Source organism: uncultured Methanobrevibacter sp., assembly GCF_902788255.1.
Taxonomy (GTDB): domain Archaea; phylum Methanobacteriota; class Methanobacteria; order Methanobacteriales; family Methanobacteriaceae; genus Methanocatella.
On the sequence record NZ_CADAJR010000034.1, the window covers coordinates 1 to 24844 of the forward strand.

The window sequence follows — 24844 nt, forward strand, 5'->3', positions numbered from 1 at the left end:
ACTCATACACCAAAACAACAAACAAAATACCTGAAAATAATAAAAATTAATGCAAAAAAATTTTTAAAAAATAATTAATTTTGAGTCGCCCTCAAAAAAGTAAAAAAAAAAGGTTTACTCATTGGTCGATGTAAAGTAAACCTATACCTCTATTGTAGAACAATACTCCAAATGCTCCACCTATAATTGAAGCAATAAGAGCACCTAAAATTGGAATGAAAACCAATATGCTACAAATCAGTTGAACAACCACTATGATTATCAAAGCAATTATTACAAATGCTATAATCTTAGCAATGCCTATTCTTTTAACGTCTTCAAATACTTCACCGAAGTTGACTGCATCACCGAACTCACCGGTTTGGGCAAGTCTTGCCACTGCAACTACCTCAAAGATGGCAAATAATACAAACAAAATCACTGAAACAATTGATGCAATTCCCAGTCCTGCAAACAGATTATTTAATCCTGCACCTATAGTGCCGGTGACGATAGCAATAACCAATGTGATGACAAACGGTATAATGAAGTAAACGATACTGACTATTAAAACTTTGATGCCGTCAATGATATTATTTACAGGATCCAACATCGGAAAATCATCAGATTTTACCATTGCATTTCTGATTATGTTCAGGGAATAACCTGAAAGGAACAATGCAAAAATAAAGGAAATGATTAATCCTAAATAATATATTGCACCGTTTGTAATGCCCCATAATGTAAAGACATTAAAGATTCCGGCAAGCAATGTCAATATTCCGACAATTAAGAAGTTGGTAATATTTGTAAACGGATATTTAACTGAATCTGTGATAATTTCACTTAAACTCATCTTTTCACCTGTTAAATTTTATATGCTTCAAATTAAGCATTAATATTATTTAACTAATAGTATTTAAAGATGATGAAAATTTTTTAAAAAAAATAGAAAAAAGATGAATAGAATTATTCATCTACACCGAAGGATTTTTTGAGCAGGTCTGCGTTAACGAATCCTTCTTTATAAATTTTACCAGTGCTTAAATCATTGATGACTACTTCTGCAGGAGCAAACATTCCTTTATCGATTTTGTAGAAATCAAATTCAGCTTCTTTGAATACATCGAAGAATGGTTTACCGTATCCGTCAGCAGCGGAAGATGGTAATTTAGCAGCTACATCTGCAATGTCATCATTTTCATCAGATTCAACGTAGTAGTAAGTTCTTCCACCGAAGAGCACTGCGTCGTTGGTTTTACCCATAGCTTTTAATCCATCTGGGTCAACAGGTGCGATTGGTGCAATACCTGCTGCATGTTTTACTTTTGTTACATCAAATTTAATAGCTTCCAACATTTTGTAAGTTCCGTTTTCAACTACTCTACCGGAAATTTGGATGGATCCAACGAGAGAAGAAGTAGGAGCTACAAGCAGGTAAACATTTTTAACGTCAACGTCACATTCATCAGCAATGTATTGTGCAACTTCATCACCAGGCAATACGTCTGCTTCTAAAGTCAAAATTGCTAAATCAGCATCTTTGTCTTCGTAACCGATTTCTTCATAGGTTTCAGCAGGTTTTAATGCAATTGCTCTTGCAGGTCCTGAACCTAATGCAAAGAAGTCACCTACAGAAACGGACCAACCAGCTTTTTGTGAACCTAAGGTTGAGATAGAAGGTGAGTCAGTTTTGATTTTTACTGAAGGGAGTGCGAATTTTTCAGACAAATCTCCAGGAATTGAAATTCCAACATCAGCAAGTCCACCAAGACATACTTTGGTATAAAGTTCTCCAGCCTTGAAACTTCCATCGACATTTACACCACAGTCGATAACTGTAGCACCATTATCTAAAGTTGCAACAGCGATGTTTAATTCATCTGCTTTTTCAATCATTACGTCTACGGTTTTTTTAGCTTCTACGTTTACACTTACCATAGTTTAACCTCTAATAACAATTAACTTAAAACATTAAGTTACTGTGTAAAAATTTATTGTTAGTCTTATTTAAACTTGACTAAATGATTTTTAGACGAATTTGCCATTAAAAATAGATGATTTTAAAAAAAATTTATTTGAAATTTCCTAAAATGGGATTATACAACAACCTATTTTAATCAAATAACCAATTAATATTTTAAACACCTTTGCTATTCAAAGAAAAATAAAAACACTCATCTTTAAAATTAACGCAACATCTGAAAAAAACTGATTAACTAAAAGATTACATGCATACGAAAAAGAAAAAATAATAGTTTTTTAAAAGACAACTATTCCTCAGCAATCCTATCCTTGGCCATCTTTAAAATAACCTGATCACCGGACTCTTCAGAAATTCTTTCAAATGAATTTTTAAATTGAATCCTGTCAAATGCAAATAAACGAACATCACTAGACACCGCATTCAGGCATATGTCAATCCATTCATCTTCACTATCCACATATTTTTCAATGTGTTTTATGCTTTTCAGCATGTGCTGGCTTTCCTTGGCTATTCTTATGAGATAAACCTTATTTTTAATCTTAATGACTGATTTTTCCCGATTGTAGAAAAAGAATTTGAAATCCAAAGGATTGGATGAATCTTCAGATGGGAAAATGTCATAATTAGGATCATGTATTGCAATTTCAGCAAGAATTTCCTCGTCGGTAATTTTCTCCAGCGCATTGTATGAAACATCAACATAATCTGTCCTGTCCACAATATAAGCCAGAAGAGACTCATCTGAGACCAAATCAACAATATCAAGCTGGGTTTCCTCATCAAAATCATTCAGATTATTCTGCCTGAAAAATGAAACATCCAGTTTTTCAAGGACTTTCTTACGGGAGTGCTCATCAAAATTGGCGTTCCTCATCACTTCAAACTTAAACCACAGAGGATAATCCTCCAACAGGTCACATTCATCAAATATGTAATTCAGATTCACATGGTCCGAAAGTTTCCAATCGGAAAGGGCAGAAACATCAGCCAATGAGATGCATTGCTTAAACATTCCTTCCATTGTTTTGATGTTGCTTACATCCCATTCTTTTAATGCTGAAACATCCTCCAACTCTTCACAATGCTTAAACATACTTTTTATGGAATAAACATTAGAAATATCCCAATTTTTTAATGCTGAAATGTTTGTCAGAGAATTACAGTTCTTAAACAGATAATCAAAGGAAGTTACATTAGACACATCCCACTTTTTCAACGGAGATAAATTTTTAATGGAACTGCAACCTTCAAAAAGACCTGAAATTCTGGTAATGTTTGATACATCCCAGTTTTTCAATGGGGACAAACTTTTAATTGAAGAGCAATATGCAAAAATAGACAAAAGACTCTTGTTGTTGGTCATGGCTTCCAAATCCCAATTTGACAATGGGGAAATGTCCTTGATATTTGCACAGCTTCTAAACATTGCTGTTATATTGAATGCATTAACCAATCTCCAATTCTTCAATGCTGAAATGTCATCCAATCCAACACAGAATTCAAAAAGACATGCCGCATCCCTTACATTTCTAACATCCCACTTGGACAATGCTGAAATGTCTTTCAGATTGATGCAGTCGGCAAAAAGATAATGCATGTCTCCGACACTACTTACATCCCATTTGGACAGTGCGGAGATGTCTTCAAGTGCGGAACATCCCATAAACATGCAGGACATGTCAATTACATTTGATACATTCCAATTGGACAGTGCGGAAATGTTTTCAAGACTAGAACAATCCTTAAACATGTTGCTGATATCATCAACCAGACTGACGTCCCATGTATCAAGGGAAGATATTTCAACCAAAGACCTGCATCCGCTGAACATGTCTCTTGTGGATGCAATGTTTCCAACACCCATTGTAACGATAGCCTTAAGGTTTACCATATCCTTATATCTGCCCGCAAGTGCTGTTACACCAAATAAATCTTCGCTTATATATTGAACATCCTCACGATTTTTAACATCTCTCCAACTGGTCAGGTTAGTTCCGTCCATAAGTATAATAAGAACGTTAGATTCTCCCAACTCATAAATGCTTTGAGTTGTAGTGTTTAGATGTTCAAAATCATTTAAATAAATCCTAGCCATAATGCTCCCCTATATGATTATATCTTTGTCCAATACAATATATAACTATTACATATGCCCCGCAAAAAATAGATTATATGAGCCTGTTTATCAGTTAAACTCTTTACAATTGAGATATTGAAATTTAAGTTTAATATCTGTCAAAATGCACCTTTGACTCATCATACCTGAGCTTAACATTACTTTCATGAGCAGGATAACCGACACAAATGACAGAAAACGGAATGCAATTGTCAGGAATGTTTAAATATTCCTTCAATTTCAATGACCTGTCTTCAATCGGATAGAATCCCAACCATACAGCACCAAGGCCCTCATGGGTTGCCTGAAGCAGGATGTTCTCGTTGCATGCACCTAAATCCTGTTCAATCATCATGTCAAATTTGCATTCATCCAGGTTTCCAAGTGTAATGATGAGATGTGAGGCCTTTTCGGCAGGTTTTGCGAACTGATGCATTTTTGAGATTTCAAGCTTATCCTTTTCGTCTGAAACTACAATGAACTCCCAGGCTTGCTGATTACCTGCGGAAGGTGCCTGCATGCCTGCCTTCAATAGGTTTTCAATCAGTTCATCTGAAACTTTCTCGTCTGTAAATCTGCGTATGCTTTGTCTTTTGAAAATTACACTCATGCTATCACTTATTGAATAATTCTTCAATTTCTTCTCGAATGAACGGATAGTCATTGCTATCCGCCAGTATCTGAATCTGGTCGGAATACTGTATATGGAAATCCTCAGTTGGAATTATATATTTTCCGTTTCTGATGACTGAAACCACAATTGCATTTTTAGGGAAAGGAATATCCTTAATCATGAAATTGATATAATTGCAGTCAAGAGGCACTATATATTCACTCAATACATGTTTTGATGGCTTTTTGACATATTCACGATTTTTCTTCAAAAGCAGCCTGTCGTATAATGACTCATAGATAGGCTCATTTCCTAAAAGTGTAGGAATTACATAAGCTATCAATGAAACAATGACCATCGCAACAAGGGATTCTGTTGAACCTGACATTTCAGCAAGAAGCACGATACCTGTAATAGGTGATCTGACGGTTGCGGCGAAAAATCCTGCCATGGATATGACTATGAACCTGTAAATCAGGTCATGCTGCAGACCCAGTGACGGCACAACAACACTTCCAAAGACAGCACCGATATAAGCTCCCAATACAAGAATCGGTAAAAATATGCCACCAGGCGCTCCTGAGGAGAATGAAAACATTGAAAACAGATATTTTAGAACAAGTAGTAAAACTAAAACACCCAATGAGGGAATGGCCACATCAAGCATATCCATCATGAAGTGTCCTCCGTCACTGATTTCAGGAATCATGAGTGCCACAACACCGGACACCATGAAAACCAATACGAACTTAAGCCATGACGGAATCCTGAGGCCGTTTACAATGTCACTTGACTTGATCATTCCAATGTTGTAGACATATCCCAAAAGTCCAATAATAACCCCTAAAACAATCAGAATCCAATATGACTCAAGGGGAATGTCATAAATCGGAAATGACAATATTGTAGCCTGTCCGAAAATGATTTTTGAGACAAAATCGGCAACAATAGCTGAAACCAGCGCAATGAAAACAAGTGTCTTGTCAAATCCGTGGTTGATTTCCTCAAAAACAAATATCACACCTGCAAGAGGCGCATTGAATGCGGCGGTAATACCGACTGCGGAACCTACAAGAATGAGTCTCAGCTCATCGGTTTTTGATCCCTTGAATATTTTGGCCACTCCCTTTCCGGCCATACCTCCAATCTGAACTGAAGGACCCTCAGGACCCAGGGACAGACCACCAAGGGCAGTCAAAACTCCCGCAACTATTTTGGAAAACAGTACCTTGGCCCAATTGGCTTCCATATGGCCCTTGACCTCAGCATATACCTGAGGTATACCGCTTCCAGCCGAGTCAACTTCCCATTTGGTTAAAAAGTCTATCAGAATACCCATCAATGCAAGGGCGAAGAAAAATAAAATAATGTATAATACATTTCCATGTATTATACTTAAATAATCCCTTAAAACAGTTTCAGAACCTGCAAGCAAAAAACGGTACAGACATACCATCAGTCCCGCAAATATACCTACCATCACACCCTGAACGGTCAGACGGAATATATATTTGGGATTTTCACTAACAGATTTTAAAGTTTTTTCAAGAGATTTCATTATTTAATATTTTATTCCAATTTATATAAGTTATTTTCATAATTTTTCACATAATATCTGAAATGTTTTCTACCTCTACAGTATATTTCAAGACCTTCGGCCTCAAGCATTTTCTTTTGATATTCAATTCCACCGGGATATTTCGGATTGAGTTCTCCATTGGATTTCAATGTCCTCCAAAATGGAATCCTATCATGATCCCTTTCACAGCTTGCACGGGCTGCAAGATTTATGAATATTCCGGAAGTCATTGGACAAGTGAAATCCGCATCATACTGTTTTGCTAGAAATTCCCTAATGTCTACTGCTGTTATTACCTTGCCCCGTGGAACTTCAGCCATAATTTCATGATAAAAGATCGGTGGCGCAATCAGCATGTCTGTTCCACCATATGTTCTTATGGCCCTAGAATTTTCGATAACGACTATTTTCGGCATATCTTTAGAGTCTTTTAATTTTTCATTGAAAGTTTTGCTTGCCATAGTATCACCTAAACTTCTTCGTATAGAAGCAAACAATTTTTTGGAAATACTAATATATAAAAATTATGTCTTGAATTTTTCTCAAATTTCCATTTAAAGTATTCTACAAAATTTTAACTCAAAAAAAGTTAATCAAAAATAATAAATACTTGTTATGAACAAATAGAGATGTTTTTTTAAAAAATAAACAAAAATGTCAAAGAAAAAAAAATAAAAAAAGTAATAGATATTAAACAATATCTATCTTTTAACTTTTACGGTTCTTTTAACGGTGTTTTTAAGGTAAGTCACTTGATAGTTAACCTTTTTACCCACTTTAAGCTTTTTGAGCACTTTGGATTTGATGGTAACTTTAGCCAAACCTTTTTTGTTTGTTTTAGCGGTGTATTTTTTACCGTTAAACTTGAAGGTCACCTTTTTGGATTTGAGTGCCTTTGAACCATTTTTCAAAGTGGCTTTTAGGATAAGCTTTTTGGCGGATTTTTTCACATTGACCTTAGTGAGCTTTAACACCTGTTTGACAGTCAATTTGTTTTTGACAGTCTGTCCTGCAAATGTTGCAGAAATTGTGTATTTGCCCGGAGTTATTGTGTTTGGTATCTTTAAGGTTGCATAACCTTTAGCATCGGTTCTGACCTTAAATGTTTTTTTGCCGATCTTGAATGTTACGATTTGGTTTTTACCGACAAAATTACCCAAATCGTCCCTTACACGAACCTTATATGCGTGTCCATCATAGTAGTACATGTTCACATTTGCATTTCCTGAAAATCTGGAAAGGATATTGACTGTGATTGATAATTCTTCCTTGGTTTCTGGATTTACAAGTTTCAAAATATGTTTTCCGATGCTGTTGCCAGCATATATAACTACACCAATATAACCGTTCTCATCAGTGTCCATATCCTTAATTTTTTGGCCATCAAAGGTGACGTCTATTGATTTATTGACCAATGGGTCTGCATTAAAGTCAAAGAATTTAGCGCTTATTGTTAATTTGACATTGTACCCTATGTTTATGCTTGTCACACCACCGGCATCAATACTTGATTTTACTACGACATAATTCATGTAGGTTTGATTTTTATAGCTAACGGTAACATCATAATTGCCTATCTCTAAAACACCAAAACTAACATTGCCTTTACATTCACTGTCAAGAGTTATAGTATAATTAGTTCCTTTGAAACCTACAAGAACCTTTTCACCTTCAGAACCACCAGCAACGGTAAATATTACCTCTTTTCCATCATAACATTTGACAATGTTTTTGGTTGTTATGCCTTTTTGGTCATATGAATAAACTTTAATAGGAATAACTGCATCATTAAAATAGTCATGATCACCATCAATAATTACAAAAGAGTTATTAGTGTATAACTGTTGTCTAGTATCTGTAAGAACAGGTACTGAAGTTGATTTGATTCTTACTGAAAATACTGCACCATCTTCAACGGCAATACGTTTATTAAGGTTTATTGTATTGTATCCCCTATGACTTACAGAACCGCTTTGAGTGTAAACCAGATTACCTTTAAGATAGATTGAAATGGTATAAGGACTGCCTGCCTTTTCAAAGTAGGATCCGACTGCTGCAATTATGTCTCCACCTTCGCTTACAAATACGTTTTCATATTCATTGTACTCCTTCTTAAATGAGGACATGCCCCCAGCTTCAAGTTGATAAAGCTTTTCATAGCTTTCATTGTTTTTAATTACAAAACCGACTGCATCAGAATCTACCAATGATTTATCAAAGTAAGATAAATAGAAGTATCCATCATCACCCCAACCAGTTCCCCAGCTGTTTTTACAAATCCATGCACCATCGCCCGGAACGGTTTTCTTTGTGAAATGGTCTTTTGAGAATGTGTCGTTCCATCCGACTAATGTTACATAGTGATTTCCAGATTTGTTATCATTATATACTGATTTATATGTATCGTTGTAACTGCCATCTCTTGAATTTGCACCGAAAACGTAAAGGTTTAAAGCGCCGTACTTGATTAATGCCTCTTTTATGGCATTCTTATCATTAATATCTACAAAAATGGCATCTACAATATGATATGCATCTAGTGAGAATCTTAAAGCTGAAATTTTACCGAGCTCATCATAAACATCATCGGTTGCATTAACCGCACCTAACCAGCTCATGAAGTATGCAGTACTGGTGTAATAGTTTCCAGCTTCACTAAGGTCCTTATTTCCATAAATTGAATATTTAATTCCTATATTCTGAATGTTGTTTTCGGAAATGTCCAATTCAATGCCTGTTGCCTTTAAGAATGCTGATTCAAATGCTCCTGCTGCACCAAATGCCCAACAGGCACCATTAGATCCTTGGTCCCTTACCGGAGTTACCAGACCATAGTTTCTTAAATCAAAAATCTTATCCTTAGAAGTAGCATTAGTAATATTTTTAGGATTTATTTCATAAGGAATACCTGAATATCTAACATCAAATTCAGATTTTGTTGAATTTAAAATTTTATTTACATTTCCACAATTGGAAACAGCAGAGTTTTTCTTATCGAAATATGTGTGAATATCATCACTATTACTTACAAAAGTAGAATCCTCAATGACATATTTACTGTCATATGCATAGATTGCTCCACCTTCACGAGCTACACTACCTTTGAAATTGGATTTTGCAACTGTTAAGGAACCGATGTCAAAGAATATTGCACCACCTAATCCATAATCTGCACTGGCCTTGTTATCGGTGAAATTAGTGTTATCAACATTCATTTCAACATATGATGTATAGACCGCTCCACCGTTTTCCTTTGCATTGTTGTTTGTGAACTGTGAATTGGAGATATCTAAAGATCCTCCCAACTGAAGAACAGCTCCACCAAATTCTGATGAACAGTTATTGAAAATAGTGTTGTTGATTTTAACATTACCTGTTAAAACACCGTCCGCAGCACCGTAGATATCCAAATATAGTGCACCACCGTTTTTTGTAGAGCTGACATTGATAAATTCACTGTCAAGAATCACAGTGGTGGTGTTCTCCCCAGATGGTTTAACCGCAACAGCTCCCGCTGTAAGATTTGCATGCAAGTTAATGAATTTTGTTTTATTGATTGCAGTTTGATAAGTATTATATATTGCTGTTGCATATTTGGAAGAGGTATTTGCAAAAATAGAGTTGGAAATAGTTATTACCGCATTGTTTCCATATATCATACCCATAAAACCGGATTATCATTTTTAAACAGTGCATTAGATATATCTAGTTCACTACCACTATTTGCATAAATGGATGATCCCAATTGAGCATAATTGTTTAAAAACTTATCATTGGTACTAGTTAATGTAGAATTACCTGAAAATATTGCAGCTCCTGCTGTAATATCAATTTTGTTTATTGCATTGTTGTTTGAATATGTAGAATTAGCACTTGTTATGTTAGATCTCATTGCATAAATTGCAGCACCTGCATCCTTATCAAAGTTATTATCAAAAGTTACATTTTTCAAATTTAAAATTGAATTACTCAATATTATTGAAGATAAACTACAGTTAGTAATCTTTAGATTTTTAATTGTCAGATTACTATTTGAAAGATTTAAAAATCCTGCCTTTTGGTTTCCATCAATTGTTTTGCTATTTCCATCTATTACCAATGTCTTATCGCTTAATTTTATATATGTTTTTTCTCCATCATTTGAATCATATTTATAATCTTTATCTAAACTTATTGAACCAGTAGATTGATTTAAATTAGTTTCTAGTTCAGTATATGTTCCCTCAGCATCTCCGAGAACATCAACCTCATCTACCTCAAGGGTATCCTGCGCTGTTTGATTTGAATCATCAGCACACACTACCCCCATAGACAATATCAATAAGAATAGAAAGATTATACTAATCTTATAAAATTTCATAATTGTCTCTCATTTTTTGATAATTAAACTTTTATTTTTAATAATATAAATAAATTAAAGAATATTCAAAATATAAATAAATAATATAAGATTATTCAAAAAAAAAGATTTTTAGAAAAACATTTTCAAAAAACACATTAATAATCTAATGTGGAAACTAAAAAAAAATCAGTTAGAGCTGCGCCATGTGTTGCCGCATTTAGCACATCTTATAAAATTGGTTGGTGCCTCATCGGCAGACCTAGTCTGTACTGTCCACCAGTAACCCTTGGTTCCTCCGCATTTGTAACATGTTATCCTTGTGGTCGGCAGTGCAACATTGTTGCTGTCGGTGACTATGACCTTTGCCTCAGGATTCTTTTCGCCCTCCATGTGATACTGCTCCTCCAAATCCTCCTTTTCAAGGGATTTTTCATAGCCACATCTACATTTAATCTTACCGTTTTTGGGCATTAACATCTTACCACATTCAGGACAAAATTCCATATTACTAAACACCATTAAAAATTCGTAAGTATTAGTTTAATTGTCCGTACATATAAAATTATCGAATGGTAAAAACAAGCACAAAATTGAAAAAAATTATTGAGAAAAAAAGTTAAAAAAAAGTTTTATGTGGAAGGGTCATCCCTCCACCATAATCAGTTTACCCGTCGCTGGGTCTTTGTAAACCTTACCCATTTCGGTATAACCTTGACCGGAAGAGTTTGAAGTGTCAGGAGTTTCGTTCAACTGCTGACCCTGGTCAACTTCAGTCGTTTTCTGTTGCATCTGCTCTTGAATGTTTTGGCTTGGATCTATCATTGCCTGCATGTTCCAGCTTATGATAACAAAAACCAGAAAACCGACAGCAATAACCAGCATTGCATCCACAAGGTTGGATGTACCAGCCATTGGGTCTTCTTCTACACGTTTAGATCTTCGTCTGCCGCCTTTTCTTACCATAAAATCACTATCTGCTCATCCTATCAAGAACTGAATCGATTAAAGCATCTAAATCAGACAGGTATCTGTCATACCATCCTGAACGTACTTTTCCAATGAAGTAACATAATGCACCGGAACCGATACCGACAATAGTTGTGTTGAACGCAACTGTAAGGGAAGATGCCAATGTATTGATGTCGCCTGCACCAAGAGCAGCCAGACCAGGTCCCATCGGAATTAAAGTACCCATCAGCCCTAAGGTAGGTCCGATACGGGTAATAATATCAGTTTTCTGCAGTGAATTCATTGTTTTTTCTTCTTCAAATTCAAACAGCTTACGGGCCAAAGCTTCCCTTGAAGCAGTACCCAATTCGCTTGAAGAAGCGATTTCACTTAAAACCTTTTTCTGTGCCTTTGGAATTTTAGCACTTGAAATAACATTATTCAACTCATCAATAGATGCTGCCCTATTAATATCATAAATTAAATCTCTTATTGTTCCAACAGGAACTTTGCGTCTTGAAGTATACTCTGCAATAGCTCCACCTAATGTAATGATAGAAATGATAACAATTACAAGCAGTATAACCAATACCGGAATTGTTAAACTCTGTGAGATTACATCAAGGGATCCTGTTAGAAATTCTCCACCCGGAATACTTAAAGCCATATTTTTTCACCTTTATCTTAAAATACTTCTGCCTCTTCTATTTAAAACCATACCGCCCACAAGCAATATTGCCAATGCCAATATTACCATCAGGACATCTTGAGGAGAACCTATAGTAATTGGACTAGTAGTTTTTGATAGTGCTCCCGCAATGTTTGGTATTACAATAGCCGAAAGTAAGAAGTATGCACCAAGTAAAAGCATGAAATTACCTAAAACAATAGGATAAGGTCTATTTAAAACTCTTACGATAGTATTTGATGCGAAATAAGTTACAATCATAACTCCCACAAGTGCAGCCACAGCATACCAACTTAAATTGAGTGAACTGACTCCGATTGTCGGTGCCACAATAAGCACACTTGCAATAATTGAACCAAAACAACATGGACAAGGAGCAATAATAGCTAAAGAAGTTGCTGTTGAAGTATTTTTATCATGTATTTTCCATTCTCTTATTGTAAATAAACCTGCAATAATCATGATTGAAGCCATGATAATGTAAAATATTGTATTATAACTGTATATTGCCTGAACCAACTGTTCTGAGTATAGAGAAGCAATAGCAGAAATTAAAACAACACCTCCACCATAAGCAATGCATATTACTGCAAACAGTTTTTTTGACAAATTAGCCAAACCTGATGCCAGCCCGATTTTTATTCCAAAAACCAGAACAGATGCAAATATTCCAACTTGCCATAATACACTCATCATATCCATTGTAAATTCTCCATGTAAAATTAAAATTAATTAATTACATTTTAATGTTTATCTAATAAACTATATAAAATTTTTTTACGATATGAAGAAAAGAGCCCATCAAAGCATTTCTCCACATAATATAATTTTTCATTAGCCATGTGTAAAGTTATAAGGTTTGAAAAATAATATATTATAATATTGAAATTTTAATGAGGCAAAAAATGTTTTGGAATGAAGAAATTGAAACAATGTCAAGGCAAGACCTTGAAGAATTACAATTAAAAAAGCTTCAAAACACTGTAAAAAGAGCATTTGATAAGATACCTTATTACAACAAGAAATACAGTGAAGCTGAAGTTTATCCAGAAGATATAGAAACTTTAAAAGATATTGAAAAATTACCATTCATCACAAAAGACGACTTGCGTGAAAGCTATCCCTTCGGACTTTTCGCAGTTGACATCAAAGAGATTAAGGAATTGCACTCATCATCAGGTACCACAGGAAAACCTGTCGTTTCAGGATACACTGAAAAGGACCTGGATACCTGGGCCGAAACCATTGCACGTGGACTCACCATGATGGGAATCGGTGAAGATGATATCCTGCAAAACACCCACGGATACGGTATGTTCACCGGAGGATTCGGTGTCCATTACGGTTCACACAAGGTCGGAGCTGCAATCATCCCTATTTCAACAGGCCAGACAAGAAGACAGATTGAAATCATGCAGGACTTCGGTACAACCGGTTTAATCTTTACCCCATCATACGGAATTCACTTAGGAGAAGTCGCCCTTGAAGATGGCATAGACCCTAAGGACTTGGGCATCAAGGCAATCGGATTTGGAGCTGAAGGATGGACCGAAGAAATCAGACAGAGAGTGGAGGAAATCTTTGGCGCAAAGGCATATAACATTTACGGTTTGACCGAACTTATGGGACCTGGTGTGGGTATCGAATGTGAAGCGCAAAAAGGTTTGCACATTGCAGAAGACATCTACTATCCTGAAATCATCAATCCTGATACTTTACAGGTTCTAGGTGAAAACACCCCTGGAGAATTGGTTTTAACCAACCTTGAAAGGGAGGGTATGCCAGTCATAAGATTCAGAACAAAAGACCTGACCAAAATCACATATGAAAAATGTGAATGTGGAAGAACCCATGCAAGAATGAGCAGAATTACCGGAAGATCCGACGACATGATTAAGGTTAAGGGAGTAGGTATTTTCCCATCACAAATCGAAAAAGCATTGCTTAAAGCAGGTGATGTAGAGCCTCATTATATGATTATAGTTACAAGACCTGGAACACTTGATGAAATTGAAGTGAAAGTTGAAGCATCCCATGACCTTTTCTTTGATGGCGTCAAAGAGATGATGGCAGTACAGACAAAAATCGGAAAATCAATAGAAAACGAAACAGGAATACGTGTAAAAGTAACATTAGTAGAACCAAAAACACTACCAAGATTTGAAGGAAAAGCAAAAAGAGTGATTGATAAGAGGAACTTACATTAGGTGGAAAAATGAAAATAAAACAACTGTCAATATTTTTACAGAACAGAATGGGAAGCCTTGCAAAACCATTGGAAGTCCTTACCGTAGCAAATGTCAACATCCGTGCAATGTGCATGGCGGATACATCCGAATTCGGTATCCTCAGACTTGTTGTTGACGATCCGATTAAAGGAAAAGAAGCACTTGAGGAAAACAATTTCCTTGTAAAGATTACCGAAATCATCGGCGTTGAAATGAATGATTCACCGGGTGGCCTTACAACCGTTTTAGATATCATCAAAGACAACCTAATTGATTTGGAATATCTTTACGCTTTCTCACATGACAAAGCGGAAAAGGCAATCTTATTATTACATGCAGACGATATTGATAATCTGATATCCGTTTTAACCAAAAACAATATACCAATCGTTTCAGCCGAAGAGGTATATAACTTATAGAGAGGATTATTTGATCCTTTCACTTTTTATTTTTTTTTGAAGAATTTTTAAACATATATTAAATGTGATCTATTTTTTACTTTTGATTTTGAATATGACTAATATTATTTTTTCAACATGACAAAATTTGCTAATTTGATTAATTTTAGAAAAATTTTTTAAATTCATATACGACCCAAACAGTTTTATAGTATTAAGTTTATATATATCAATAGTTATTTTTTTCAAATATTATAATTTGTAAAAATAACTGTTTGATATTAAACTTTTTTTAGAGAAATTTAAAATTACTAAAAAATTTTTATTAATAGTAGATATTTGAAGGAAACCCTAAAAAATATTAAATATTTTTTCACTTCTGCAAAGTTGCAGATTGAATGAGGTAAAAAATGAAAACAAAAATTAGACTTTTGGTTATTAGCCTGATTCTAATAACTCTGTTCTCCATAGGTGCTGCTGCAGCTAGTGAGAACGTTGATTTGAATTCAAGTGACGTGACCCAAGTTTCAAACAACATTGTTGGATTATCTGATGATGCATCAGATATTCAGACAAAAATATCTGCTAATCCTAATCAAAATTCACAAAACAGTGAAAATGATGTAGTATCAGACGAAGGGAATAAAAATATTTTAGGCTCTTCTGATGAATCAAATGAATTGAAAGCAACTAATGATGATGTTTTAAGTTCCAAAATCACCGTTAACGGAAAATGGTTTGTTGACATCAGAAACGCATATGCCAGTGCAAAGAATGGTGACATTATTGACCTTTCCGGAAACACATATGCTGGTGAAAACAGGGAAATGCAATTCATAGACAATAAGAGAGTTACAATTGCCAACGCAATTATTGACGCTTCCAACAGCTGGAAGTTCACCGGAATTTCAACAATTAAGAACTGTGTTCTTGAAAACATTACATTCAAAAACTACAAGACAACTGAAAGACATCCTTTCGGATTTGAAAATGTAGTTTTGAGAAATGTGAAATTCGACAATTTTGATAATGCAATAGCTGCTATCAATGCACGTAATTGTGTTTTTGAAAACGTTACATTGTCAAACATGAAATCCCGTTTAAATGAAACCCAAGACGGTGTCTATGAAAAAGGCGCAATGGTGGTTTCATACTACTCAACATACAATAATTGTAACTTTATCAATCTATCCACAAATCATCATTCAGGAGCAATATGTGTTGCCGGTGAAGAAGGCAATTCAGTGAATATCTCCAATTCCAAATTCATCAACTGCTCATCCGGTGTCGGAGGGGCGGTTTATGTTCATGGAAACGGCAAGATATCAGACAAGTTGTACAGTACCATTGTTAACTGTTCATTCATTAACAATACCGCCACACAATGGGGCGGAGCCTTAGGTTCAAGTCAAAACAATCTGATTGTTGAAAACTGTGAATTCATTAACAATAAGGCAAAACAGGGTGCTGCATTTATGGTAGGTGGAATCACCCACGGTTTAGACGGTATTACAGAAGGACATAACAATATAATGAAAAACTGTTATTTCTACAATAATACCGGTAGTGAAGAAGGTGGAGCTGTCCACATGTGGGGAGACAATTCCAGTGCCATCAACTGTACTTTCAAAGACAATTACGCCGTCAACGGTAAGGGTGCGGCAATCTATGTGAAAGGAGAGAACGCAACAGTCATCGAGTCAGAATTCTATGATCATGAAAGTGAAATGGGAACAGTATACATCCTGGGAAAGAATGCTGAAATCATCAATTCAACATTTGAAAACAACACCGCATCCAAAGGCGGTGCTGGAGCATACATTGAAGGAAACAATTCCTATATTGAAAATTCAACATTTGTGAATAACAATGCTACAGAGCAAGGTGGGGCTCTCCATTTGCAAGGAGACCATATCAAAATCCTGAAGTCAATATTCAATTCCAATCACGCTCATCCGCATCCGGAAAATCCAAACTGCGGTTTAGGAGGAGCTATCTACATTATCGGAAACAATAATGATATAGCTTACTGTGAGTTTACAAAAAACATTGCGGTTAACGGATCAGCGATATATAATCGTGGTTCACAATCAAGAATTGAAGATGTTAAATTCATTGACAATCAGGCATGGAGTTATCTATTGATAACAACCGCAACACCTAACTTAAGCAATTATTCAAAGTCAAACAATGTTTCAATTAAGGTCACACACATTGGAGGTGCGAACATCATTCACGCAATCTACAATGACGGAGATGTGACAGATATCATTTTCTTCAATGTGACATATGAGCATTCAACAGCCCATGACATGATAAACACTGGAAATACAGATGTTCACCCAAAAGACGGTGCTGAAAACAGTGAAGGCGGAAAATTAATCTATCAAGATTCCCGTGAAGACTCACAGACTGTCAGAATCATTGTCGTTAAGGAAAAACCTTCAAACGGCATTTTGGGAGTGCCTGAATTTGATGGAGACATAATCCATGACGGAGTTTACAAAACCAATTATCTTGGAGCCGTCTCATTGGACCTGATTGGATTGGAACCTGGAACATACACCGTTTACGCTGAACATCCAGAGAACACATTATACACATTCATAAACAATGTCACAAGGTTTGAAATTTCACCATATGTGGATTTAAGCATAACAAAATCCAGTGATAGAGATTCCTATCTTGTAGGGGACATTGCAACATTTGAAATCAGTGTTGAGTCTCTTGGAAGCGATGCAAGCAACGTGGTTGTCAGTGAAATGCTGCCTGATTCATTCGATATAATTTCATACACTGTAAGTAAAGGTGAATTCAACACTTCCGACAAATCTTGGAAAATCGGATCATTAAAATCCGAGGAAAAAGCTACATTGACCCTGAAGGTTAAAGTGACCGAAATCGGAACATTCACCAATACCGTCAATGTGACCTCGGACGATGAGGATGTCAACTTAACAAACAATATTGCTAACGCAACAATAAAAGTTGAAAACATCAACAACAATACTGAAAATGAGACCGATGATAAAATACCGGATAATTCCACTGATGACATTCCTATTGATGAGGATATAGAAATTGATGAAAAGATCACTATATCTGAAAATGATAAAAAAATAAGTGTTTCAAATGGAAAAGCTACCGGTAATCCTATACTGTTGGTATTGATTTCATTACTTGTGGTTTGTTTAGGAATTAGGAGAAGAAATTAAAATTAACGTTGGAAAATTATTTTTTCCAAACTTTTTATTTTTTTACATATAACTTGACAATATAATATCAAAAACTATTTTTTTAATAAATCATTCATTTAATGTATAAAATACTTTACATTTTTTAGATAATATTTAAATACATTTTGACACATATTTTTACATACAAATATCATGGTTTTTACATGGTATTTAGATTAAGGTGATTTAAATGGGTAAACTAGACGGAAAAGTAGCAATCGTAACCGGAGCAACCTCCGGATGGGTAGAGAATCAGCAAAACTGTTCGCAGCAGAAGGAGCAAAAGTAGTAGTGACCGGAAGAAACGAAGAAAGAGCAAAAGAAGTGGTGGATGACATCAAAGCAGCCGGAAACGAAGCAATCTATGTAATTGCAGATATGGCAAACCTGGACGATGTACAAAAAATATTCGATGCCACAATGGAAAAATACGGAACCGTCGACGTTCTCTTCAACAATGCAGGAATGCTATCAATGTCCCCATTAATGGAAGTGACACTTGAAGAGTGGAACAGAGTATTCAACGTCAACGTTACCTCCGCATTACTCCTGACTCAATTAGTTGCACCTGTAATGCAAGAAAAAGGAAAAGGAACAATCATCAACACATGTTCAGTGGCATCATTTGGAGCACACCACGGATTTGCAGCATACGTGGACAGTAAACATGCAATGGCAGGATTAACCAAATCCATGGCATGGGAATTAGGTCCTGAAATAAGATGCAACGGTATTGCACCTGGATTAATCCACACAGCAATGGTAGACAGTATCGGAGGTCCTGGAGCATTACAACAAATGATTGATCAGTGCCCAGTTAAAAGACATGGTGTGCCTGAAGACATTGCAAACATTGCACTCTTCCTTGCAAGCGATGACTCCTCATTTATCGATGGTCAAATCATCAAGGTAGATGGCGGATTCGAAATTTAAAAATGAAAGTCCATGACTTTCATTCAATTTTCTTTTTTAAAAATTCAACATCCTCTTCCAATTGTTCAACCTTATCCTGATACTCATCTAATGTATTTTGAAGTTCCCTCATTCTTAACTCTTCATAATCAATATCAGGCTTTTTTTCTTCTCGAACAATCATAATAAATAAAATCATTCCCAAAACATTACCAAAAAGCATCAGAGGATAAATATCCTGCACATATGGAATGGAAATGTTTTGAGGTGACATCCAAACGATTAAAAGCATCTCAAATCCTATGTATAGAAACATCAGAATAACAGCCCAAAAATGCTTTAAAAATTTTTTACCATTGAGTACATAAATTGCACTGCCTAAGAATCCGCAGATTATAGTGGCAAATGAACACGGAACTGCAGTGGTCCCTCCAAGAAACAACCTGTAAACACCAGAAATAATTCCAACAGGAATTCCAAGAACCGGCCCTCCAAACAAACCGGCAGTCATAACAACCATACTTCTAACATTTACATAAGAGTCATTTATGAAAAGGATATAAGAAGAAGCAATAATCGCAAGGACTGTAAATATGATTAAACAGACAACTTTATCCTTTCTGCGAGCTTTATGAAACATCATATTCTTGAAAAATTTTGTTTTTGACGAAATCAGTATTAAAATCAATATCACAGATAAAACTTCAAACATATCCATAAACGGTGAAATGAAAGCATCGGAGTTTGTACTTTTATTGAAATATGATATGAGTATGCTAAATAGACCGATAATAATCAGATATGCAATTTCATAAAGTGAACTATCACCAATATTCCTCAATTGAGGAAGCCTGGTCGAAATAAATCCCAAAATGATAATTGCAGAAATTATAGTCACAATATTATTCACAGTATCAAAGGAAATTTTGAAAATGCCCTCGATATAATAATATCTGATTAAGGAAGCTAAAAAAATAATATTAAAAACAAGCAACACAAAAAAAATAATGGACAAATATAATGTCCTTTTATATAAAATAATCTTTTTAATATCGCTCATTTTATCACTAAATAATTAAAAGATAGAAAAATCTATTTTTCTATTGTAAAACCATGATTCTGTGCTTTTGTGACAAATACAGTACCATCTTCACCGAGAATTTCTTTTGTCTTTTCCACAATATCAGCATTTTCATCATCAAATACTGTATATAAAACCGGTCCGAAGGAACTTATTCCGACACCATATGCACCTGCGTCCTCGATTGCCTTCATTGTAGGTAAAAAGCTATCGTCAAGGGAATGTTCAAGCTTGTTGAATCCTACCTTTTGAAGTTCGCTTACACACCATCCGAATTCCTTGATATTCTTTTCAAGCATGAATGGTATTAAATTCATTAAAATCAAGTGAGATACCTTTTCCACTTCATCCTTAGGAATAGGACAGCAATCCTGGAATACATTAACCTCATCCTGTCCGTTCATATGTTTATTGACTTTAGGAATGGCAATCAGGATTTTCCAATCTTCAGGGAATTCATATCTTGCAATCAATGTTGCAGGTTTTGCTTTTGAAGCACCTGAAGGTAAAAATCCAGGTTTTTCTTCAACGCTGTGACCGCCGTCAACAATGAATCCTCCCAAATCATGGGTAAAAGTACCGATACCAGAGGTTCCTCCCCTTCCAACAATACTGCTTAATTCCCTACTTGCAATTTCAATTCCCATTGTTTCTGTAATTAAATGAGCTGTAGAAACAGCAATTTGAGTTCCACTTCCAAATCCTGAATGTGGAGGATATGTTTGATGAACAATGAAATGGAATCCTGAATCAATATTAAAATGTTCAATTGTCCTTTCTGCAGCATCAGGAATCTTTTCGGAACATTCCAAAATAGCCTCTTCATCATCAGCAGTATCTGCAAATTCAAGGGTTACTCCGCTTTCAGTCTGTTGTACTTCAAGGACAAATTGTGGCTCAGATAAAGCAAGGCCAATTCCACCATCGATTCTTCTATATGAACCGTTTAGGTCAATTAAAGACATATGTATTCTAGCGGGTGCTCTGATAATCATAGTTTTTCACTTCTAAATAAATCTTTCTATACTATTTATGTTTTTTTAGTATATATACATTTTATGTGAAAATTAAATTTTACACTAACATTAAGTAAAGAAAATTAATTAAAATCAGAATTCAAGCTCGTCCACACTTGTAATTAGTTTACAAGCCAATTCACATGAAGTTTCAATGGGTTCATAGGAATAGGTCTCATACACGATAGTCGGTATGCCTGCCTCTGCGGTCGGTTCGGTTATGTAAGCGGGGCTTGTCCTGTACTCTGGAGCATAATACTTTATTTCAGGGATCTTTGAAAGAAGCACATTCATTATCTTTTCAGACTTTTCATCAAATCCCGGAGCGAAAATGAAATTGTTAACCTTATATTCACCTGGCCCGCGTGTGCCCCTATTGGAGTGGATGTCCAAAAACAGATCATACTTTTTGTCGATAATATCGTCACGAATGAATTCCTGAGCCAAAAGCTGTCCTTCCAGACGCCCTTCAGTTTCTGAATCCTTATCCTTTACATTGATATTATACAGATAGTAGCAGTATTTCAAATCATCAAAACAGTTCAGCTTTTCAAACAGCGCTCTGTGTGATTTGCTTTCAAGCGGATGCATGCCAATTACGTATGCTATCCTAATATCCGATGATTCGTCACCAAAAGGACCGTGCAGATGTACACATCCCAATTTGTTTTCCCCTAAAAGTTGACTGTCATATTTAGTTGAGTCGATTTGAGCCAAATCGGTAGGACCTTCCGGATAATCCATAAAATCACCAAAAAAAAATAAGTTTGACTAGATAAAATCTAGTCTTCGGAAGGTGATCTTTCACCTAATTCTTTGTTTAATTCATACATTAATCTGTTATCGCCGTCAGCTAATTTAGCTTTTGCAAGCAATTCCATTGCGTTTTCCTCTTCTTCAACTTGTTCTTCAACAAACCATTGGAGGAAATTATTGGTTGCATGGTCTTTTTCTTCTATAGCTAAATCGACTAAGTCATTAATTAAACCTGATACCATTTTTTCATGGCTTAAAACATGTTCGAATGCTGCAAGCGGAGAGTCCCATTCGGTTTGTGGTCCTTCGATTGCAGTTAAGGTTACAGAAGCACCTCTTCTGATAATGTAGTCATAGAATTTCATTCCATGTTCCAATTCTTCTTCAGCTTGAACTCTCATCCAGTTAGCAAATCCTGCTAAGTCTTCATCTTCAAAATAAGCTGCCATGGATAAGTATAAATATCCTGAGTAAACTTCAGCATTTAATTGTCCGTTTAAAGCTTTTTCCATTTTTTCTGATACCATTATATCACCATTATAATTTTTGTATTTGATTTCTTATATAGTTAATTTCTATTTTATATATCAATCAAAATCACAAAATTATTTAACAAAATTCTATAAACTACATATCATGATAGAAAAGTCCCTATACGAAAACTACCAAATCGATTTCAGCGATGAAATAACACCAGAAACTGATGATTACCTGTTCATTTTTAACGAAAATAGAGAATTGTATCTGACATCAGACAGACAGCTTCCTAAAACTCTGGATGACTTTGATGTTGAGTTTTGCTTATTCATTGGAAAATACAAAGGTAAAAACTCATTTGTAGTTAACGTGTATGATGAAACCTCATTTTACGATTTAAAGGAAGTTTATGAGTTCAATCCTGATTTATACCATATTGCAGGAAAAGCCGTGCTTGTAAGGGATTGGTACATATCACATGAGTTCTGCGGAAGATGCGGAACTCCCACCCAAATAGATGAAAAGGACATGATGTTAAAGTGCCCTTCATGCGGCCAGGTACACTATCCCCGTATAGCTCCGGCAATTATTGTGGCAATCAGTAAAGAGAATGAGTTGCTCATGGCACAGCACAGCTATCATGACACAATAAGATATGCACTGATTGCAGGTTTTGTAGAACCTGGTGAATCCATTGAGGAGGCAGTGCATAGAGAAGTTCTTGAAGAAGTTGGAATTAAAATAAAAAACCTAAAATATATGAAAAGCCAGTCATGGCCTTTTCCAAATTCACTGATGCTTGGTTTTACTGCCGAATATGAATCCGGAGACATCAAAGTCGACGGGGACGAAATCGTAAAGGCAAAATGGTTTAAAAAGGATGAAATAATAAGATATGATTCAGATATCAGCATTTCAGACTGGCTGATACAGAATTTCATCGACACTCACTAACGGAATCTTTTCTTGGATTTTTGATAGAATTTCATTTTCTCCCCTTTTCAGATTTAGAGGAGTCTACAAAATTTGGTCCTGAAGGTGAGTAATGCCAATATTTCTTAAGCGGATATCCGCAACCTTTGCAGTACTCTGCATCATCGCCATTAATCCAACCGCAATAGGTACATCTTTTAGACATTTAACTACTCCCAGTCATCATCATCCATATCAAAATCAGGGTCATAGCCACAATTGTCACAATATGGTTCATTATCAGCAAGAATTGAACCGCAACGAGGACATGTCTTCATTATTCCACCTCAATACAAATCTGAATTATCTATAATGATATTTTTTTCATTAATGCTATTTAAAATCTCATTTTTATGTGCCACATTAACTGCAATCATTTTTGAGTTAATATTCTGTGGAAGAAATGCAATAGAATAGTTGTTGATTAATATATATTGAATTTCAGACATCAAAAGCCTTGTTTTTTCACCGTCAATGCTCAGTTCAACATGATCATTTTCAATGACCAGCCTTTTATCGGCACCTGGATTTTTAAGCTGTGAAATCCTTCTGTTAATCAAAATATTATATATTATACCCAATACAAGTGCAACGGCGAATATGACTACAATATAGAAATATAATGTATAACTCCTGTCAATGGCATAGAGTATTGAAAAGACTAAAAGAAAAACCAGTGCTATCCCGGTCAGCATCATTGCCTGTTTATGCAGTCCACGGATTTTCTGTCTTGGATTTTTAACCAGTTTGCCATAGTTGGACATCACCGCCAAAACTTCACCGTAATAATCCTTAGATCCACTATCATTTATTCGTATCTCCATTGTATCACTACCTTATTGTATATATTTTAGAAAACGGCCTTATTTAATTTGCTGAAATCTTCCCATGTTTTGCAGTCATGACTTGCAAAGCTCACATTCTGCATATAGTGCTGTCTTGAAAATGCCTGATACGGAAGTGAATTGCTTTTAAATACTACTTTGAAGCTGTCAGACTCTTTGACTGGAATATGATTATTCAAAACGATTGTCTTGAATCCTGCAAACTCGCTGACGCCCTCCTGAGAGTGTGCCAGTTTGCCATTGACATAAACATCAAATGAATAATCGATTCCGGACTCATTGAAGTAGGTTCCAACAGCGGCGATTGAATCATTGGCCTTTGAGACGAATTCATTGGAATACTGTGTATAGTTTTCATCAAAGCCTGTAAGTCCTGTCAGATCGGTTTGATAGTTGATATGATAATCATTATCGTTTTCAAAGATATATGCAACACCGGCATTTTGTCCTACAATAGGATAGTGGTCCATTGACAGCAATGATGTATCATAATATGACATGTATTCAAAATTATTTTCTTCAAGTGAGTCCTTTTGAACAACCTCGCCTTGAAGAAGGCGAGGATTCCTAGATTTTTCATGTTTATTTGCTCAATCGTTTATTGAGTGTTTTCTAGGCAATCCCCGGGGTCCCACCGGTTAAGTATGTTTATGGCTGCGTTGACATCTCGA

General features: G+C 35.5%; 25 protein-coding genes. 5 read left to right on the plus strand and 20 right to left on the minus strand.

Features of this window, described 5'->3' with window-relative positions; all coding sequences use genetic code 11:
* Positions 1–118: 118 nt before the first annotated feature.
* From QZV03_RS09570 to QZV03_RS09625, 12 genes are all read right to left on the minus strand, one after another.
* Positions 119–835 carry a DUF4013 domain-containing protein gene (locus QZV03_RS09570; protein ID WP_296876241.1) on the minus strand — a complete coding sequence of 239 codons (717 nt, stop codon included), beginning with the start codon at positions 833–835 and terminating at the stop codon, positions 119–121.
* 113 nt (positions 836–948) lie between these two features.
* Complete coding sequence (gene mch / locus QZV03_RS09575; protein WP_296876243.1) at positions 949–1920, minus strand: methenyltetrahydromethanopterin cyclohydrolase; 972 nt, start codon at positions 1918–1920, stop codon at positions 949–951.
* Positions 1921–2252: 332 nt separating this feature from the next.
* Positions 2253–4061, minus strand: a complete 1809-nt coding sequence (locus QZV03_RS09580; protein WP_296876246.1) for a BspA family leucine-rich repeat surface protein — start codon at positions 4059–4061, stop codon at positions 2253–2255.
* A 130-nt stretch (positions 4062–4191) separates the two neighbouring features.
* Entirely contained in the window at positions 4192–4692 is a 501-nt protein-coding gene (locus tag QZV03_RS09585; RefSeq protein ID WP_296876248.1) for a nitroreductase family protein, read from the minus strand.
* Between the two features lie 4 nt (positions 4693–4696).
* Positions 4697–6253, minus strand: coding sequence for a ClC family H(+)/Cl(-) exchange transporter (locus QZV03_RS09590; protein ID WP_296876250.1), 1557 nt, complete (start codon positions 6251–6253; stop codon positions 4697–4699).
* 11 nt (positions 6254–6264) lie between these two features.
* Complete coding sequence (locus QZV03_RS09595; RefSeq protein WP_296876252.1) at positions 6265–6735, minus strand: MGMT family protein; 471 nt, start codon at positions 6733–6735, stop codon at positions 6265–6267.
* 240 nt (positions 6736–6975) lie between these two features.
* Positions 6976–9939 carry a C1 family peptidase gene (locus QZV03_RS09600; RefSeq protein ID WP_296876254.1) on the minus strand — a complete coding sequence of 988 codons (2964 nt, stop codon included), beginning with the start codon at positions 9937–9939 and terminating at the stop codon, positions 6976–6978.
* The gene (locus QZV03_RS09605) at positions 9930–10574 is read right to left on the minus strand and encodes a right-handed parallel beta-helix repeat-containing protein (protein ID WP_296876256.1); all 645 of its coding nucleotides are present in this window, start codon (positions 10572–10574) and stop codon (positions 9930–9932) included. Before QZV03_RS09605 ends, QZV03_RS09600 begins: the two co-directional genes overlap by 10 nt.
* A gap of 228 nt (positions 10575–10802) precedes the next feature.
* Complete coding sequence (locus tag QZV03_RS09610; protein ID WP_296876258.1) at positions 10803–11120, minus strand: transcription factor S; 318 nt, start codon at positions 11118–11120, stop codon at positions 10803–10805.
* A 138-nt stretch (positions 11121–11258) separates the two neighbouring features.
* Positions 11259–11579 (minus strand): DUF2149 domain-containing protein, encoded by a 321-nt coding sequence (locus QZV03_RS09615; protein WP_296876260.1) that lies wholly within the window; start codon positions 11577–11579, stop codon positions 11259–11261.
* Positions 11580–11586: 7 nt separating this feature from the next.
* Complete coding sequence (locus QZV03_RS09620) at positions 11587–12231, minus strand: MotA/TolQ/ExbB proton channel family protein (RefSeq protein WP_296876262.1); 645 nt, start codon at positions 12229–12231, stop codon at positions 11587–11589.
* 12 nt (positions 12232–12243) lie between these two features.
* Positions 12244–12954, minus strand: coding sequence for a DUF2162 domain-containing protein (locus QZV03_RS09625; protein WP_296876264.1), 711 nt, complete (start codon positions 12952–12954; stop codon positions 12244–12246).
* Between the two features lie 203 nt (positions 12955–13157).
* On the opposite strand from QZV03_RS09625, the gene QZV03_RS09630 reads away from it, so the two are divergent.
* The 4 genes from QZV03_RS09630 (at position 13158) to QZV03_RS09645 (ending at position 19047) form a co-directional block, all read left to right on the plus strand.
* Positions 13158–14459, plus strand: a complete 1302-nt coding sequence (locus tag QZV03_RS09630) for a phenylacetate--CoA ligase family protein (RefSeq protein ID WP_296876266.1) — start codon at positions 13158–13160, stop codon at positions 14457–14459.
* An 8-nt stretch (positions 14460–14467) separates the two neighbouring features.
* Positions 14468–14899 carry an acetolactate synthase gene (locus tag QZV03_RS09635; protein ID WP_296876268.1) on the plus strand — a complete coding sequence of 144 codons (432 nt, stop codon included), beginning with the start codon at positions 14468–14470 and terminating at the stop codon, positions 14897–14899.
* A 389-nt stretch (positions 14900–15288) separates the two neighbouring features.
* Positions 15289–18093 (plus strand): right-handed parallel beta-helix repeat-containing protein, encoded by a 2805-nt coding sequence (locus QZV03_RS09640; RefSeq protein WP_296876271.1) that lies wholly within the window; start codon positions 15289–15291, stop codon positions 18091–18093.
* Positions 18094–18405: 312 nt separating this feature from the next.
* Complete coding sequence (locus QZV03_RS09645) at positions 18406–19047, plus strand: SDR family NAD(P)-dependent oxidoreductase (protein WP_296876288.1); 642 nt, start codon at positions 18406–18408, stop codon at positions 19045–19047.
* A gap of 19 nt (positions 19048–19066) precedes the next feature.
* Here the strand turns inward: QZV03_RS09645 and QZV03_RS09650 are convergent, their stop codons facing one another.
* The 4 genes from QZV03_RS09650 to QZV03_RS09665 all read right to left on the minus strand — a co-directional run bounded on the left by QZV03_RS09650 (position 19067) and on the right by QZV03_RS09665 (position 22406).
* On the minus strand, positions 19067–20086 hold the full coding sequence (locus tag QZV03_RS09650) for a LytS/YhcK type 5TM receptor domain-containing protein (RefSeq protein WP_342764239.1): 1020 nt from the start codon (positions 20084–20086) through the stop codon (positions 19067–19069).
* Between the two features lie 32 nt (positions 20087–20118).
* Positions 20119–21102, minus strand: coding sequence for a beta-ribofuranosylaminobenzene 5'-phosphate synthase (locus QZV03_RS09655; protein ID WP_296876272.1), 984 nt, complete (start codon positions 21100–21102; stop codon positions 20119–20121).
* A gap of 114 nt (positions 21103–21216) precedes the next feature.
* The gene (locus QZV03_RS09660) at positions 21217–21867 is read right to left on the minus strand and encodes an adhesin (RefSeq protein WP_296876275.1); all 651 of its coding nucleotides are present in this window, start codon (positions 21865–21867) and stop codon (positions 21217–21219) included.
* 38 nt (positions 21868–21905) lie between these two features.
* The gene (locus tag QZV03_RS09665) at positions 21906–22406 is read right to left on the minus strand and encodes a ferritin (RefSeq protein ID WP_296876277.1); all 501 of its coding nucleotides are present in this window, start codon (positions 22404–22406) and stop codon (positions 21906–21908) included.
* A gap of 109 nt (positions 22407–22515) precedes the next feature.
* Between QZV03_RS09665 and nudC the strand changes: the two genes are divergently transcribed.
* Positions 22516–23310: an NAD(+) diphosphatase gene (gene nudC / locus QZV03_RS09670; RefSeq protein WP_296876279.1), complete on the plus strand. Its 795-nt coding sequence runs from the start codon at positions 22516–22518 to the stop codon at positions 23308–23310.
* A 31-nt stretch (positions 23311–23341) separates the two neighbouring features.
* On the opposite strand, the gene QZV03_RS09675 is transcribed toward nudC, so the two are convergent.
* From QZV03_RS09675 to QZV03_RS09690, 4 genes are read right to left on the minus strand one after another with little or no spacing between them, the layout of a single operon-like run.
* Positions 23342–23494: a zinc-ribbon domain-containing protein gene (locus QZV03_RS09675; RefSeq protein ID WP_296876281.1), complete on the minus strand. Its 153-nt coding sequence runs from the start codon at positions 23492–23494 to the stop codon at positions 23342–23344.
* A gap of 4 nt (positions 23495–23498) precedes the next feature.
* A complete protein-coding gene (locus tag QZV03_RS09680; RefSeq protein ID WP_296876283.1) occupies positions 23499–23606 on the minus strand; it encodes a zinc-ribbon domain-containing protein in 108 nt (35 codons plus the stop codon).
* Between the two features lie 9 nt (positions 23607–23615).
* Complete coding sequence (locus QZV03_RS09685; protein WP_296876284.1) at positions 23616–24152, minus strand: hypothetical protein; 537 nt, start codon at positions 24150–24152, stop codon at positions 23616–23618.
* A 26-nt stretch (positions 24153–24178) separates the two neighbouring features.
* Complete coding sequence (locus QZV03_RS09690) at positions 24179–24673, minus strand: lectin like domain-containing protein (protein ID WP_296876286.1); 495 nt, start codon at positions 24671–24673, stop codon at positions 24179–24181.
* Positions 24674–24844 lie beyond the last annotated feature (171 nt).